The organism is Archangium violaceum Cb vi76, from assembly GCF_000733295.1.
Taxonomy (GTDB): Bacteria; Myxococcota; Myxococcia; order Myxococcales; family Myxococcaceae; genus Archangium; species Archangium violaceum.
The window spans coordinates 1-14,799 of sequence record NZ_JPMI01000164.1; the positions used below are offsets into that span (position 1 = coordinate 1).

At 70.8% G+C, this 14,799-nt stretch carries 8 protein-coding genes; 6 read left to right on the forward strand and 2 right to left on the reverse strand.

The genetic code is table 11. The annotated features are described in order from the left end of the window. Positions 1 to 213: 213 nt before the first annotated feature. Positions 214 to 2,487 carry a serine/threonine protein kinase gene (locus Q664_RS23785; protein ID WP_052518577.1) on the forward strand — a complete coding sequence of 758 codons (2,274 nt, stop codon included), beginning with the start codon at positions 214 to 216 and terminating at the stop codon, positions 2,485 to 2,487. Positions 2,488 to 2,490: 3 nt separating this feature from the next. Here Q664_RS23785 and Q664_RS23790 read toward each other — a convergent pair whose 3' ends face one another. Together Q664_RS23790 and Q664_RS23795 are read right to left on the reverse strand one after the other, a co-directional pair. Further along, positions 2,491 to 5,358 (reverse strand): TonB-dependent receptor domain-containing protein, encoded by a 2,868-nt coding sequence (locus tag Q664_RS23790; protein WP_043400030.1) that lies wholly within the window; start codon positions 5,356 to 5,358, stop codon positions 2,491 to 2,493. A gap of 83 nt (positions 5,359 to 5,441) precedes the next feature. Then, a complete protein-coding gene (locus Q664_RS23795; protein ID WP_043400014.1) occupies positions 5,442 to 5,891 on the reverse strand; it encodes an HIT family protein in 450 nt (149 codons plus the stop codon). 187 nt (positions 5,892 to 6,078) lie between these two features. Here Q664_RS23795 and Q664_RS23800 point away from each other — a divergent pair, with 187 nt between their 5' ends. From Q664_RS23800 to Q664_RS23820, 5 genes are all read left to right on the forward strand, one after another. Next, on the forward strand, positions 6,079 to 7,722 hold the full coding sequence (locus Q664_RS23800; RefSeq protein WP_052518578.1) for a carboxypeptidase-like regulatory domain-containing protein: 1,644 nt from the start codon (positions 6,079 to 6,081) through the stop codon (positions 7,720 to 7,722). A gap of 251 nt (positions 7,723 to 7,973) precedes the next feature. Further along, entirely contained in the window at positions 7,974 to 8,405 is a 432-nt protein-coding gene (locus Q664_RS23805) for a response regulator (RefSeq protein WP_152622303.1), read from the forward strand. 21 nt (positions 8,406 to 8,426) lie between these two features. After that, entirely contained in the window at positions 8,427 to 12,236 is a 3,810-nt protein-coding gene (locus Q664_RS23810; protein ID WP_043400020.1) for a bifunctional serine/threonine-protein kinase/formylglycine-generating enzyme family protein, read from the forward strand. A gap of 137 nt (positions 12,237 to 12,373) precedes the next feature. Continuing rightward, positions 12,374 to 13,414, forward strand: coding sequence for an ADYC domain-containing protein (locus tag Q664_RS23815; protein ID WP_043400023.1), 1,041 nt, complete (start codon positions 12,374 to 12,376; stop codon positions 13,412 to 13,414). 246 nt (positions 13,415 to 13,660) lie between these two features. Beyond that, on the forward strand, positions 13,661 to 14,557 hold the full coding sequence (locus Q664_RS23820) for an OmpA/MotB family protein (protein WP_425117448.1): 897 nt from the start codon (positions 13,661 to 13,663) through the stop codon (positions 14,555 to 14,557). Positions 14,558 to 14,799 lie beyond the last annotated feature (242 nt).

The following is a 14,799-nucleotide window of genomic DNA, read 5'->3' on the forward strand; positions in this document are numbered from 1 at the left end:
ACATCCGCCCACCGCCCCGTCCGCGCTGCTCCCGCTGATCTTATGGACCGGCTTCGTCCACCCTAGGCGAGCGGGCAGGCGGGCGGCAATTTCGGCCGCTCTGGAGACGACGGACAGTGGACGTTTCTCGGGGCCAGGGAAGTAGGGGCTTCCCGCAACCAGGGGGCGGCTCCCGGGTTAGGATGATCGCCCAGGGCCATGGACTCTCCGCCGATGAACGACACTCCCCAGTTTCCCCGCCTCCTCGGACGCTACGAGCTCGTGCACCCGCTCGGGCAGGGCGGCATGGGCGAGGTCTATCTCGCCAAGATTTCGGGCGCGGCCGGCTTCGAGAAGCCCTGCATCGTCAAGACGATCCTCCCCGCGCTCCTCAAGGACGGGCAGTTCCTCGACCGGTTCCACCACGAGGCCAAGGTGCTCGTGCACCTCGTCCACTCGTCCATCGCGCAGGTCTACGACATGGGCGAGGCCGAGGGCACCTACTACATGGCCCTCGAGTACGTGGCCGGCGTGGACCTGTCCTTCCTGCAGGAGCAGGCTCGCAACGAGGGCCAGCAGATTCCCGTTCCCGTGGCGATCTACCTCGGCCAGCGCATCGCCGAGGGGCTCGGCTACGCCCACCGCAAGACGGGCCCGGACGGATCGCCGCTGGGCATCGTCCACCGCGACGTCTCGCCCCACAACGTGATGCTGTCCTACGAGGGCGAGGTCAAGGTCATCGACTTCGGTCTCGCCAAGAGCGCCGCGCGCAGCAAGTACACGCTGCCGTCCACCGTCATGGGCAAGCTGGGCTACATGTCCCCGGAGCAGGTGCGCGCCGAGGCCGTGGACCACCGCAGCGACATCTACTCCTGCGGCGTCGTCGTCTGGGAGCTGCTCGCGGGCCGCCCCCTCATCCGTCATGGCACGGTGGGCGAGATGATGGCCGCCATGTCCAACCCCAACGTGCCGTCCCTCCACGAGGTGCGTCCGGACGTGGACCCCGCTCTCGACGCGGTGGTGCGCCGCGCGCTGGCTCCCTCGCCCGACGACCGTTACGCCCGCTCCGACGACTTCGCCCGCGCCCTCAACGAGCAGTTGCTGCGCTCCGGCTCCACCCTCGGCGCCGAGGAGGTGGGCGAGTACGTGCGCACGCTCTGCCCGCGGGCCTTCGCCGAGCAGCGCCAGCTCATCTCCCGTGTCTCTTCCAGCCCAGGAGTGCGCCGCACCCCCGTGCCCGGCGGCACCCTGGTGCCCATGAACACCGTCGTGCCCACGAACGGCAACGCGCCCATGAACACCGGGCGCCTCTCTCCGCTGCCTCTGCAGCCGCCCTTCGCCACTCCCTCCGGTTCCGCCACGGGCTACGAGTCCACCATGGTGCGCTCGCCCAGCGCCACCGCGACTCCCGCGGTGGGGGCCGTGCCCGCTCCCGTGCCCGCCGAGACGCTCCAGTTGGAGAAGTCCGGGCCTGGCCGCAAGGGGTGGACGGTGGCGATCGCCATCGGAGCCCTCGGGCTGATTGGCGCCACCGCCGGAATCACGTCGCTCCTGATGAATCAACCGCCCGAGCGCCGGCCCAGGCCGTCGTGGGCCGATGGCCCGCGGCCTGATGGGCCTCCGCGACCGCCTCACCCGGGGATGGGGCCTCCGCCTCACGAGATGCACCCTCCGCATGGTGAGGGCAGGCCCATGCCCGGTGGTCCCCAGGCCGTGGCCGAGGCGCCCCAGACTCCCGATGCGGTCGCGGTCCCCGCGCAGCCCGCAGAGCCCGAGGACGTGGGGGCTCCCGCCGAACCCGAGGTGGAGGCCGAAGCGGAAGTCGAAACGGCGCAGCACGCGAAACCGAAGCCGTCCGAGCCGCGCGCGCGTCCGCAGAAGTTCGTGCCCGCGGAGCACGTGGCGTTGCTGAGGAAGCCGAACCGTGATGACTACTTCAGTGTCGACCGTGGGCGGAGGGCGGGGCTCTCCAGGGGGATGGTTCTCCAGGTAGTCGCCGCGCCGGTGAAGGACGGCAAGGCAAAACTGGTGGGCGAAGCAAAGGTCCTGGATGTGATGCCGAGACGGTCAACGTTGAGCGTCGACGCACGCGTGCGCAACGCGGGCAAGGTGGAACTCTACGTGGTCCTCCCAAGGGGCGCCGGTGCGAATGCCATGGCCGAGGACTCCGAATCCGAGCCCCAGGCCGACGCAGCGACACCGCCCACGGGGACCCCTGCTCAGCCTCCCGCTCCCCGGCTGCTGAACGGCCGCATCAATCTCAAGGGCATCGCCCACATCAACCGGACGATCGAACTCACCAGCACCGACACCATCCTTTGGAGCGACTGCATCCTCGTCGCCAACGGACGAGACATGTACAAGCTGGGCGGTATGGCTCCCGGTGGTGTTCGGCAAATCCCCGTGAACGAGTTCAAGAAGGGGGGCCGCGAGGTGCCCTTCGTGGGCAAGAACCGGCTGGGTCTCTTCTGCGCCGAGGGGGAGAAGGAGTTCCCCGCGAAGCTGTGAGGCTCAGAAGCTGCCGGTGAGCTGCAGCGTGAAGGTGCGGCCGTACTGGGGCACGGGGGCGGCGGCGCGCTCGTTACCGAGTGCCAGGGAATACTGGGTGTCGAGCAGGTTCTGCACGCCAGCGAAGTAGCGGAAGCTCTGGAACTCGCCGGACAGGCCCACACCCAGCAGCAGGGCCTCGCCGTTATCCGTCCCCTCCAGCGTACCGCCCCGGGCACTCTGGTACGTGGCCTGGGTGGCCAGGCGCAGGTCCCCGTTACCCAGCGGCACCAGCAGCCGTCCGGAAGCCAGGTGCGCGGGGGCGGAGGCAATCACATCCTCCGAGGCATTCTGGAGGGTGACGAAGGAGTAGCTCAGGTCCACCATCAGGTAGCGGCCCGGCTGCCAGTGCAGACCGGCCTCGGCGCCCCATGCGAGCGTCTCGCCAGGCCGGTTGCTGAAGACGAGGCACTCCATGCTACCGCTCGGGCTGCCGCACCGGGGCGGCCCTGGCTGCGCCTCCAGCACCACCAGGTTGGAGATGCGGTTGTGGTAGCCGGCCACGGTCAGGCGCAGCTCGTCCGTCAGGTTGTGCGCGTGCTCTATCTCGAAGGTGGTGATGGTCTCCGGCTCCAGCTCGCCAGCGGCCACCTGGGTGACGCCGCCGTCGTTGTAGTCGAGCTCGTAGGCGTTGGGCGCGCGGAAGGCGCGGCCGGCCACCAGCTTGGTGAGGCCCTTGTCGTAGGGGCGGGCGATGAGGGCCAGCCGGGGCGTGAGGGGCGCCGTCTCCAGGTCGAGGTACTTGTCCAGGCGCAGGCCCGCCGAGAGCGTCAGCCGGGGGTGCAGGCGCCACTCGTCCAGCAGGTAGGTGGAGAGCAGCACACGGCTCCTGCTGATCAGCGGTGCGTTCCCGTTCTCGGGCCCGAAGCTCTCCTGCTCCACGCGCAACTGGCCCTGTCCCTCCAGGCCCACGGTGAGGCGGTTGGTGTCGGAGAGGTTGAAGCGGAAGCGGGCCTCGGCGCTGAGCCAGTCGGCGAGGCCGGCGTCGGTGTCCCGCCGCAGGCTGCCATCCGGTTGCCTGTACATCCAATAACCCCGGTAGCGGCTGGCGTCATAGGAGCCACGCAGCGACAGGCTCACCCGCTCGCTCAGGTTCTTCTCGTAGCGCGCCTCGACGAAGCCGCGCAGGTCCTCCACCTGGGTGCCCTTGACGCCCAACACCGTGCCATAGGGGCCGGAGGGCACCTGCTTCTGCCGGCCGTGGAACTGGGCCTGGAAGGACAGGTCCCCGAGGTGGGCCCGCAGCGAGGCGGTGGCGGCGCGCTCTCCGTCCAACCCCTGCACCAGCGGCAGGCCACCACCCATCGGGGTCACCTCCGCGCCCCGCGTGTCCACCCCCGCCACGGACAGCAGTGCCGAGTCGCGCCCGTTGTCCCACGCCGCCGTGCCGTGCAGCCGCATGGTGCCCAGCGCCTCCACCGCCGCCGTGGCCTCCACCTTCCGCTCCACGCCCAATGACTCGCGTGGCACCACGTTGATGACGGCGAAGAAGGCGCCCGTTCCGTAGAGCGCGCTGCCCGGGCCGCGCACCACCTCGATGCGATCCACCTCCTCCAGGTCCACCGACAGGTCCCTCGCCGAGTAGCCCTGGCCGGCCCACACGTCGTTGATGGAGTGGCCGTCCCAGAGGATGAGGACGCGGGTGTTGAGGTCTCCCGGGGGCGCGAAGCCGCGCACGCCCAGGTACGTGTAGGAGCGGTCGTTGGAGACGAAGAAGCCGCGCACGGCGGCCAGTGCCTCGGCCAGCGTGGTGTAGCCGAAGGCGCGCAGCTCCTCCTGCGAGATGACGGTGGTGGAGGCGGGGGCCTCGTCCACCGAGAGCAGGCTCTTGGAGGCGGCGCGCACGGGCGGCGGCGCGTAGCGCAGGTCCGCGTGGAACTTCGTGTCCTTGTCGGCCACCACCGTCACCCGCTGGCGCACGGGGCGCACGTCCCGGCTCTCCACTTCCAGGGTGTGCTCGCCCTCGGGCAGCGTCACGACGGTGGGGGTGAAGCCGGTGGAGTGGCCATCCACGCGCACCGAGGCATTGTCGCGGTTGGCGGTGATGATGATGCGGCCGGTGGGCTTCTCCTGCGGGCGCAGGGACACCTGCAGGGGGATCTTCCCGTCCGCGGGCACGTCCACCAGCATCTGGGCCGGGGCGTGGCCGGGAGCCCTCACGTGCAACACGTGCTGGCCGGGGGTGAGGCTCAGCGTCCCGGGCACCCGCCCCAGCACGGCGCCCTCCGGGGCGTCGCGCACCTCCGCCCCCTCGGGGCTGCCGGTGAGCTCCACCGTGCCGGTGATGAGCTCCAGCTTGAACTCCGGCGCGGCGGAGCGGCCCCGGAGGAGCTGGACGGTCTCCTCCGCGGGGCGGTAGCCCTCCTTGCGCACCATCACCTTGTGGCGCCCGGGTGGCAGCGCGAGCGTCTGGGGCGAGAGCCCGCGGACGCCCAGGTCCTCACGGTCCACGAGCACCTCGGCGCCTGGTGGCTCCGTGGTGACGCGGACGAGGGCCACCTTGGGACGCAGCCGCTCCAGCGAGCGGCGCACCTCGGACTCGTCCGAGTTGCTCAACCGCTCCTGGGCCAGGTCGTTGTAGTAGCGGTAGGCCTCGTTGTAGCGGGTGAGCGCCTCGTAGCAGCGGGCGATGTTGAAGAGGACGTTGCGGTTGGGCACCAGCCGGTAGCTGGTGAAGTAGGAGCGCAGCGCCTCGATGTAGTGGCCCTTCGCGTACGCCTCGTTGCCCACCTCGAAGGCCACGTCCGCTTCGTCCGCGGTGTTGTTGGCCCGCGCGGACATGGGCAGGAGCAGTAGCGACAGGAGGAGGGAGCCGAGATGGAGCAGTCGCATGGCGGCCGCCATTCTTCCACGACAGCGCCCCACGTCCACCCACGCGCCTCTCCGGAGGGCAGGCGGGCGGACGGCTCCTCCCGTCATTCCGCCAGCGCCGCCGCCAGGGCGCGGGCCGCCGCCTCCAGCTCCGCCTCGGGGCGCATGTCTCCCGGCGTCCCCTCGAAGGCGCCCCGTCCCCACAGCCGCTGGGGCGTGTCCCGGTAGCGCGGCACCAGGTGCAGGTGGAAATGGCGCAACACGTCACCGATCGCGAAGGCGTAGGCATGTTCCGCGCCGAGCACCTCGCGCTGGGCCCTCATCACCCGCGCGGCGAAGGGGCCCAGCTCCCGCGCCGCCTCGTCGTCCAGGTCGTACAGCGCGCGCGCGTGCCGCACGCTGGTGAGCACCACCCAGCCGGGCAGGGGACTCGGCGAGGCCACGCCATGCAGCACCAGCCCCGCCGAGCGGGCGAGCACTCCTCCCACGGGCCGGGTGCTTCCCCTCACGAGGGCGCAGCCCAGACAGGGCGCGTTCACGTCCATGTCGCTCATGGCGCCCACCCTACCACCCGGCCCTCGCGGAATTGTCCGCCCCCGTTGCGCCCTACCCGGTGCGTCCGAGCGAGGGGGCCCCCCGTGCTCTTCCCCCCGTGCCCTTCTTGACGCGCCGGGGCCCTGTCGGAGACTGTCTTGCCGCTGCCCTTCGCGGGCTGAAACTCCAAGCATTCAAGGTGGGAAGATGAAGAAGCATTGGGCAGTCGTGCTGCCGCTCCTGGTCGTCGGATGCATGCCGGAGGACAAGGATGGGGATGGCATCGCCGATGGGGTCCGCGACCCGGACACCGTGTCGGTGGTGGCCCCGGCCAATCCCAAGGGGACGGTCTCCGGCCAGGTGCTCAACACCCGGATGGAGCCGCTCGCGGACGCCACGGTGAAGCTCACCATCGGCAGCGCGACGGCGGAGAAGCCGTTCGAGACGACGTCGGACGCCTCGGGCAACTTCCTCCTCACCAACGTGCCCGCCGGCGCCGAGGTGCTGGTGACCATCAGCAAGGAGGGCCACGCCACGCTGCGCGCCAGCGCCCTGGTGCCCTCCCACGCGGGCAACATCCCCATCAACAACGGCAACGCCAACATCGGCGCCGTCTCGCTCGCCGAGACGAAGAGCAGCGTGAGCTTCTCGCTCCTCACCCCCTCGGGCTACCCCGCCCGCGGCGCCAAGGCGTACATCGAGGCCGTTCCCGCTGGCACCATCGCCTTCAACGGCGGCTCGGCCACGGCCGTCAGCTCGGTGGTGGTCTCCGCCGAGGCCGACTCCATGGGCATCGTCACCTTCTCCAACGTCCCCTCTCCGGCGGAGCTCGCGCGCATTGGTGGCGTGGGTGAGGCCGCCGGTGGCTACCGCCTCTGGGTGGATCCGGTGGACTCCAACGGTGACGGCCTCCTCGACGCCGGTGGCTACGCGAAGAAGATCGATGCCTCGACGCTGGTGGTGAGCGGCGGCTCGCAGATGCTGCGGCTGCCCGCCCCGCGCAACGACGCCGGTGGCTCGGAGACCGCGGGCTTCCAGCTCGTGGCCACCAACGTCCCCAGCCTCCACTACGTGAAGCTGCCGGATGGGGATGCGAACAAGCCCGCCATGGAGCTGCAGAAGAAGCCCCTGCGCAACCTGCTCCGGCCCGGTGAGCCCATCTACCTGGGCTTCAGCCAGCCCGTGGCGCGCGAGTCGCTGCTGGCGCTCGTGGCGGACGAGTACGGCCGCGAGAAGTTCGACGTCATCGTCACTCCGAGCGCCGCCGGGGACGTCTACACGCTGATGCCCCCCGCCTCCATCCGCGAGGGCCAGGAGTACAACATCATCCTGCGCGCCACCTCGGCGTATGACGGCACCGTGCGCACCTGGAAGGGCTACTTCATCAGCGGCGACTCGCGGACTCCCCGGCCGCTGCAGCTCGCCTCCGCCGTCTACAAGGATGGCGCCACCGGCACCGTGGGCACCCTGGATCCGGGCGAGTGCATCATCATCAGCTTCAGCCAGGTCGTGGTGTTCTCGCCCACGCTGCTCGACACCATCGTCACCACGGGCGAGGCCAGCCCTCCGTCCTTCAAGGCGACGCCGGCCGCTCCGCCCTCCACCAACCCCTGCTTCACCGGGGAGTCGCCCACGAAGTACCCCATCGACTCCACGAACTTCAACGAGGCCACCACCCGCTTCGTCTTCACCTACAGCGGCACGGCCATCAACCTCACCACCAACACCGTCAAGGTGAAGGCGGATTTCACGAAGTTCCAGTCCGCCGACCTGTCCACGTATTACGAGTCCGCCTGGGGCTCGCCCGTGTCCTCGGGCACCAGTCTCGAGGCGCCGCTGGGCAAGCTGTAGCGGGCTGTAGCCCCGCCGCGAGCGGTGGAGGGCAGGCATCCAGGCGGCACTGCGCGGCCTGGATGCTCCAAGTCACCATCGCTGTGCGTGAAGTGTCCGGGCCACGACAGGATTTGTGGCCCGGATGCGCTTGGAGGCTGGCCGTCACGAGCGCATCCGCGAGGCCGTACATAGCATGGTGCGGCGTTCCCACCTTGTACGAAGGGCCTCGCGCCATGACCCAACCGCTCACGCAAACCCTCGAAAACAGGATGCATGACGGCGGCGAGCCGCCCGAAACGTCCAATACCGTCGAGCGCCGGCGGGTGCTGGTGGTGGATGATTTCGACGACGCCCGAGAGATGTATGCGGAGTACCTGGAGTTTGTCGGCTTTCAGGTAGAAGTGGCCCGCAATGGGGTCGAGGCGGTGGAGAAGGCCCAGGGTGTCCTACCGGACATCATCCTGATGGACCTGTCACTGCCGGTGATGGATGGCTGGGAGGCCACGCGCCGGTTGAAGGAGGATCACCGCACCCGGGACATTCCGGTGATGGCGCTCAGCGGCCACGTGCTGGCGGGCAACGCGGAACAGGCCCGGCAGGCCGGGGCGGACGAGTTCGTGGCCAAGCCGTGTCTCCCGCAGGACCTGGAGGACCGCATCCGCCGCATGCTCAAGCCCAGCAAGTCCAAGAGCAGGCCCTGACGCAGGGAAACGGACGCGCCCGTGGGCCCTCCGCCAGCAATCCGGTCCGTCGACGGGTGGACTCCGCCCGAGGCGTTCGACGAGTACCGCCTGGTGCGCCTCATCGGCCATGGCGCGACGGGACGCGTGTACCTGGCGCATGACACGCTGCTCGACCGGCCGGTGGCGGTGAAGTTCGTGCGCGCGCTGGGGGCTGGCGCGCTCGCCCGTTTCCTCGTGGAGGCCCGGGCCGCGGCGCGTGTCCAGCACCCCCACGTCGTCACCCTCTACCGGGTGGGGCAGCTGGAGAACCACCCCTACCTCATCTCCGAGTTCGTCCGCGGCACCTCGTTGGAGCGCCTGCCCCGGCCCATGCCGTGGGAGCGCGTGCTGGCGCTCGGCAGGGACCTGGCGCGGGGGCTGGGAGCCGCGCACCGGCGGGGCGTGCTGCACCGCGACATCAAACCCGCCAACGCCCTGCTCACCGAGACGGGCGAGGTGAAGCTGTTGGACTTCGGGCTGGCCAAGCTGCTGGACGCGGACGCGCCCCGCGACGAGGACTCGCCGCCCGACGTGCTCCCGGCGCTCCCTCCGTCTCTGCCCGAGCTGGACGCGGACAGCGTGGCGGGCTCGCTCGACGGGGTGGATCTGCCGTCACTGCCCGCGGGCACGCTGGTGGGCACTCCTTATTACATGTCCCCGGAGGCCTGGGCCGGGGAGGAGCTCACCGCGCGCGGCGACGTGTACTCGCTGGGGCTGGTGCTCTATGAGCTGTGCGCCGGCCGCGGCCCCTTCCGGCATGTGCCCCTCAAGGAGCTCTCCCATGCGGTGCGCACCCAGGACGCGCGGCCGCTGGCCGAGGCCGTGCCGGGCGTGGACGCGGACTTCGCGGCCGTGGTGGACCGGTGCCTGCGCCGGGCTCCCGAGGAGCGCTTCGCCTCCGCCGTGCCGCTGCTGGACGCGCTGGAGCTGCTGTCCCGTGACGAGTGGGCGGGGGCCGTGCCCGAGGGCAATCCCTACCGCGGGCTGCGGGCCTTCGAGGCCGAGCACCGCGCCCTCTTCTTCGGCCGGCGGCGCGAGCAGCGCGAGGTGTTGAACCGGCTCCGGGCCGAGCCCTTCCTGCTCGTCGCCGGGGACTCCGGCGTGGGCAAGTCCTCGCTGTGTCTCGCGGGGGTGCTGCCCCGGCTCGCGGATGGTGCGCTGGAGGACGGGCGGCGCTGGCGCGGGGTGCGGCTGATTCCGGGCAGGCGTCCCGCGGCCGCGCTCGCCGCCGCGCTGGCCCCCGTGCTGGGCGCCGACGAGGAGGGGCTGGTGGCCTCCCTGCGCTCGGACCCCACGGGCCTGGCGCGCCGGTTGAGGGCCCACCTCGGCGCGGAACACGGGCTCGCCCTCTACGTGGACCAGCTGGAGGAACTGGTGACGCTGTCGGGGGACGCGGAGGCCGCGCAGGCGGGGCTCGCGCTCGGGGGACTGGCCGAGGGCGTGTCCGGCGTGCGCCTGCTGGCCACGTGCCGCAGCGACTTCCTCACCCGGCTCACGGCGGTGCCGGGCCTGGGCACGTTGGTGCCCGGGGCCCTCTACCTGCTGCGGGCGCTCGGGCCGGAGGAGATTCGCGAGGCGGTGGTGGGCCCGGCGCGGGTGAAGGACGTGCGCTTCGAGTCCGAGGCCCTGGTGGAGGCGCTGGTGGCCTCGGCCGCCGGGGGCGGGCTGCCCCTGTTGCAGTTCGCGCTCGCCGAGCTGTGGGAGGCGCGCGACGTGGACGCGGGCCTCATCACCCAGGCCGCGCTGGACGGGCTGGGCGGTGTGGCGGGCGCGCTGGCCATGCACGCGGACTCGGCCATGGCGCGCCTGCTGCCGGATCAACGCACGGCCGCGCGGGGCGTGCTGCTGCGCCTCATCACCGCGGAGGGCACCCGGGCGCGCAAGACGGACCGGGAGCTGGTGGGTGATGATCCCCACCACCGCGCGGTGCTGGAGGCGCTGGTGCGCGCGCGCCTGCTGGTGGCGCGGGAGGTGGATGGGGGCACCTCCTATGAGGTGGCCCACGAGGCGTTGCTGACGGGGTGGGGCACCCTGGCGCGCTGGCTGGCCGAGGCCGCCGAGTTGCGCGAGGTGCAGGCCCGGTTGGAGGCGGACGCCGCCCACTGGGAGCGCGTGGGCCATGTGCGGGACATGCTCTGGAGCTCCCGGCAGCTGAGCGAGGCCGCCCCGCTGGAGCGCGAGCAGCTCACCCGCCGGGAGCTGGCCTTCCTGGAGGCCTCGCGCCGCACGGTGGTGCGCAGCCGCCGCATGCGCCAGGCGCTCGCCGTGGGCTTCGTCCTGTCGCTGGTGCTCGTCTACGTGGGCCTGCGGATGCACGAGGCCGCGGTGCGCGACAGGGACGTGCGTGGCTGGCTGGCCGAGGCCGCCACCGCCATGTCCGAGGTGCGGCGCGAGCGCGACGCCTTCTCCGCCGCGCGCGAGGAGGCGCTGGGCCACTACGACGCCGGCCGCAAGGAGCAGGGCGACGCGGCCTGGGCGCGCACCACGCTCGCGGAGGCCGTGCTGCACCGGCGCCTGGACGAGGCGGGGGACCACCTGGAGCACGCGCTGGTGTTGGACCCCATGCGCGAGGACGTCCGCTCCGCCCTGGCCGACTTCCTCCTGGAGCGCGCCCTCCACGCCGAGCAGGCGCTGGAGACCAGTGGGCTGACGGCGGTGCTGCAGCGGCTGCGGCTGTATGACACGACGGGTGAGCGCTGGCGGCGTTGGACGTCTCCCGCGCTCGTCACCCTGGAGCTCTCCGTTCCTGGCGCGATGCTGGAGTTGCGGCCGGTGAGCCGGGACGTGGAGGGCCGCGAGCACATCGGCGAGCCGGTGCCCATGCCGCCGGGGCCCTGGGTGGACGCGGCGGTGCCACCGGGAGACTGGCGGCTGACGGTGCGTGCCCCGGGTCATGAGCCCGCGCTCGTCCCGCTGCGCCTCGCGCGAGGGGAGCGCCGGCTCCTGGCCCCGCCGATGCTGCGCCAGGGAGAGCTGCCGCCGGGCTTCGTCTACGTCCCACCGGGGCGGGTGCTCTTCGGCAGCGCGGCGGATGCGAGCGTGCGCGGCTTCTTCAACGCCGTGCCGCTGCACGCCAAGGAGACGGCGGGCTTCCTCATCGCCCGCCAGGAGACGACGTACACGGAGTGGCTCTCCTTCCTGGAGTCGCTGCCCGCGGCCGAGCGCGTGCGCCGCCAGCCGCGCACGAGCACCACCTACCACGGCATGCTCAAGCTGGGGCGGGAGCGCGGTGTCTGGACGCTGCGCTTCCAGCCCGGTGGCGTGCCCTACACCGTGCGGCTGGGCGAGCGGCTGCGCTACGCGAAGCGGGACCGCCGGGTGGAGCAGGACTGGACGCGCTTCCCCGTCACCGGCATCTCCTTCGAGGACGCGGAGGCCTACGCGGCCTGGCTGGACAAGACGGGCCGGGTGCCGGGGGCCCGGTTGTGCACGGAGCTGGAGTGGGAGCGCGCCGCGCGGGCCGAGGACGGCCGTGAGTTCCCCCATGGCGATTCGCTCGCCCCGGACGACGCCAACGTGGACTTCACCTATGGCAAGGAGCCCGGCGGCTTCGGCCCCGACGAGGTGGGCTCGCACCCGGCCTCGCGCAGCCCCTTTGGCGTGGACGACCTGGCCGGCAACGCGTGGGAGTGGACGCGCTCGTCGCTGGAGGCCGGGGGCGTGGTGGCACGCGGAGGTTCCTATTACTTCGCCCCCGCCTCGGCGCGCCTGGCCAACCGCGAGATGCCCGAGCGTACCCTGCGGAACATCACCGTGGGCTTCCGCCTGTGCGCCGACCTGCCCTCCAGGGCGTTGTCCCCTCGGGAGTAGCGCCCCAGGGTACTTGCCGCGACTGATGGCTTCCGGACATTGCAAGAGTCCCGAGGCGACATGTGTGGCTTGCCGTGTGGATGACCACTGCACACCCTCCGCGCGTCTCGGGGACGGTGTCAAAGAGGGGTGGGGCCATGCGAGCAAGCAGGTGGTGCCGGGTCGTGGTAGCGGCCGTGGGCGTGGTGGCGTGTGGGGGCGAGGCACCGGTGTCGCCGGAGTCCTCCCTGGGAGAGGCCGAGGCGTCGCTGAGCGCACGCAATGGCGCCAACCTGAATGGCGCCAACCTCAACGGCTCGGATCTCAACGGGAGCGATCTCAACGGCTCGGATCTGAATGGCTCGGATCTCAACGGCCCGTACCTCTCGGGGATGCTGGTGTCGGTGGAGTTCGCGGGTGCGTGGTTCGAGAACGGGCAGCAGTCCTCCTCCTCGGGCCAGTGGTCCACGTGGCACCCGGCGAGCCTCGAGGAGGTGTGGCTGGAGGGCTCGACGCTGCATGGCTGGTATGACGGGCAGCACCTCGTCGGACAGGACTTCGTGCAGGCGCGCTTCCTGGGCAACCTGGGGGATGGGAGCCAGGTGGAGCTGCGCGTGGACACGGCCACTCCGGACGAGGGCGCGAACGCGGACGTGTGGAAGTACCGGGTGTCGTTCCGCTCGCCGGTGGATGGCCAGTGGCGCCCCATCTGCCGCGACGCGAGCGGACTGCCGGCGGCGGCCATCGCCGTGGACGGGTACTGGGATTACCGGCAGGGGCTGCCGGGCGTGGGCGGCAGGAAGTACGACGATCCGCGCGTCTTCACCTTCGCGTGCGAGGGCGCGGCGATCGCCAAGTGCATCCGCTTTGGTTACAAGCCGTGGGCGAGTGTCGGGGGCGTGAGCCTGGCGGCGCACCACCAGGCGTGCACGCGCCTCATCCGCGCGGACTACTGCGGCGATGGCACCTCGCACACCGTGAACGGGCAGTGGGTGAACGTCTACGACACGGTGGGCGTGCAGCAGGACACGGAGACGTGGGGCCTGGAGGCGGAGTGGGGCACCGACGGGGCGGTCTGCTTCACGGACCACAACCGGGCCCATGCGCCGGTGTCGTGCCCGGGCGCTCCGAAGAAGGAGCAGTGCGGCGCGGCGGAGTCCTTCTCCTCCGGCACGCTGCTGCAGAGCGAGACGCCGTAGCGCTCCACGCCCCGCGGGTCCGCCAGTTGCCAACTGTCCTGTTTCAAATGGTCCCGCGGCTTCAATGACAGACGCTGAGCGCGAACCACTGAAACACTCCGGGAACGCGGGCGCGGCTCCGATGGAAGTTTTCGCGTGACACCGTCGTGTTTCCCCACGTTCGACGCCTCAGGTGGGGAACACACGCCCTCTCGCTCGAGTGGGCTCGGATGTATAAGAACGCTCCTTCAATCCAAGGAGCCTCGAATGCGTATGCATTGGTGTGTCGTCCTGCTGGTTCCGTTGGCCGGGTGCGTCTCGCAGAAGGCGTTCGACTCGAAGTCCCAGGAGGCGCTCTCCCTCAAGCAGCAGTACGACGAGCAACAGGAGCAGATGAAGGCCCTGGAGCAGAAGCTCGGCGAGACCCGGACCGCGGCCGAGAAGGCGCAGAAGGAGAACGCGGAGCTGGAGTCCTCGCTCGCGAACAGCGACGCCGAGCGCCGCGCGCTGCGCAAGCGCGTGGACGAGCTGTCGGATCTCAACAAGGAGCTGTCCCGGAACACCGAGAAGCTCGAGGCGGCCAAGGAGGCGCTCGAGAAGAAGTCCAGCGAGTACGAGAGCCTGGCCAGGAGCCTCAAGGATGAGATCAAGACCGGGAAGATCGAGCTGTCCGAGCTGAAGGGCCGGATGGTGGTGAAGATGAAGGACAAGATCCTCTTCTCCTCGGGCAGCACGAAGCTCAACAAGGAGGGCCAGGCGGCGCTGGAGAAGGTGGCGCAGGCGCTCAAGGACGTGCAGGGGAAGATCATCCGGGTCGAGGGGCACACGGACAACGTGCCGGTGCCGGCGGACTCGAAGACGGAGTTCGACTCGAACTGGGAGCTGTCCACGACGCGAGCGCTCGTGGTGGTGAAGCTGCTGCAGGAGCAGGGCGTGCCGCCCACGATGCTCTCGGCGCTGGGCTATGGCGAGTTCCAGCCCATCGCCTCCAACCAGACGGCGGATGGACGGAGCCTGAACCGGCGCATCGAGATCGTCCTCGCGCCCGCGGAGCAGGCCCCGTCCGCGGTGGTGGCCGCCTCGGTGAAGAAGACTCCGGCCCCGGCGCCCGCTCCCGCGGTGAAGCCGGCCTCCGGCATCAAACCCGCCACGAAGAAGAAGTAGCGGCTCCGCGGACGGAACACAGCGAACGCGGACACAGCGAACGCGGACACAGCGAACGCGGACGCAGCGAACGCGGACACAGCGAACGCGGACGCAGAACGCGGACGCAGAACGCGGACACAGAACGCGGACACATCCCCTCTCCCCTCGGGAGAGGGACGGGGTGAGGGTATCCGGACCCCGGGTTCTGGATGCGAGGGGGTCCCGGGTATAACCCGATACCCTCACCCCCACCCTCTCCC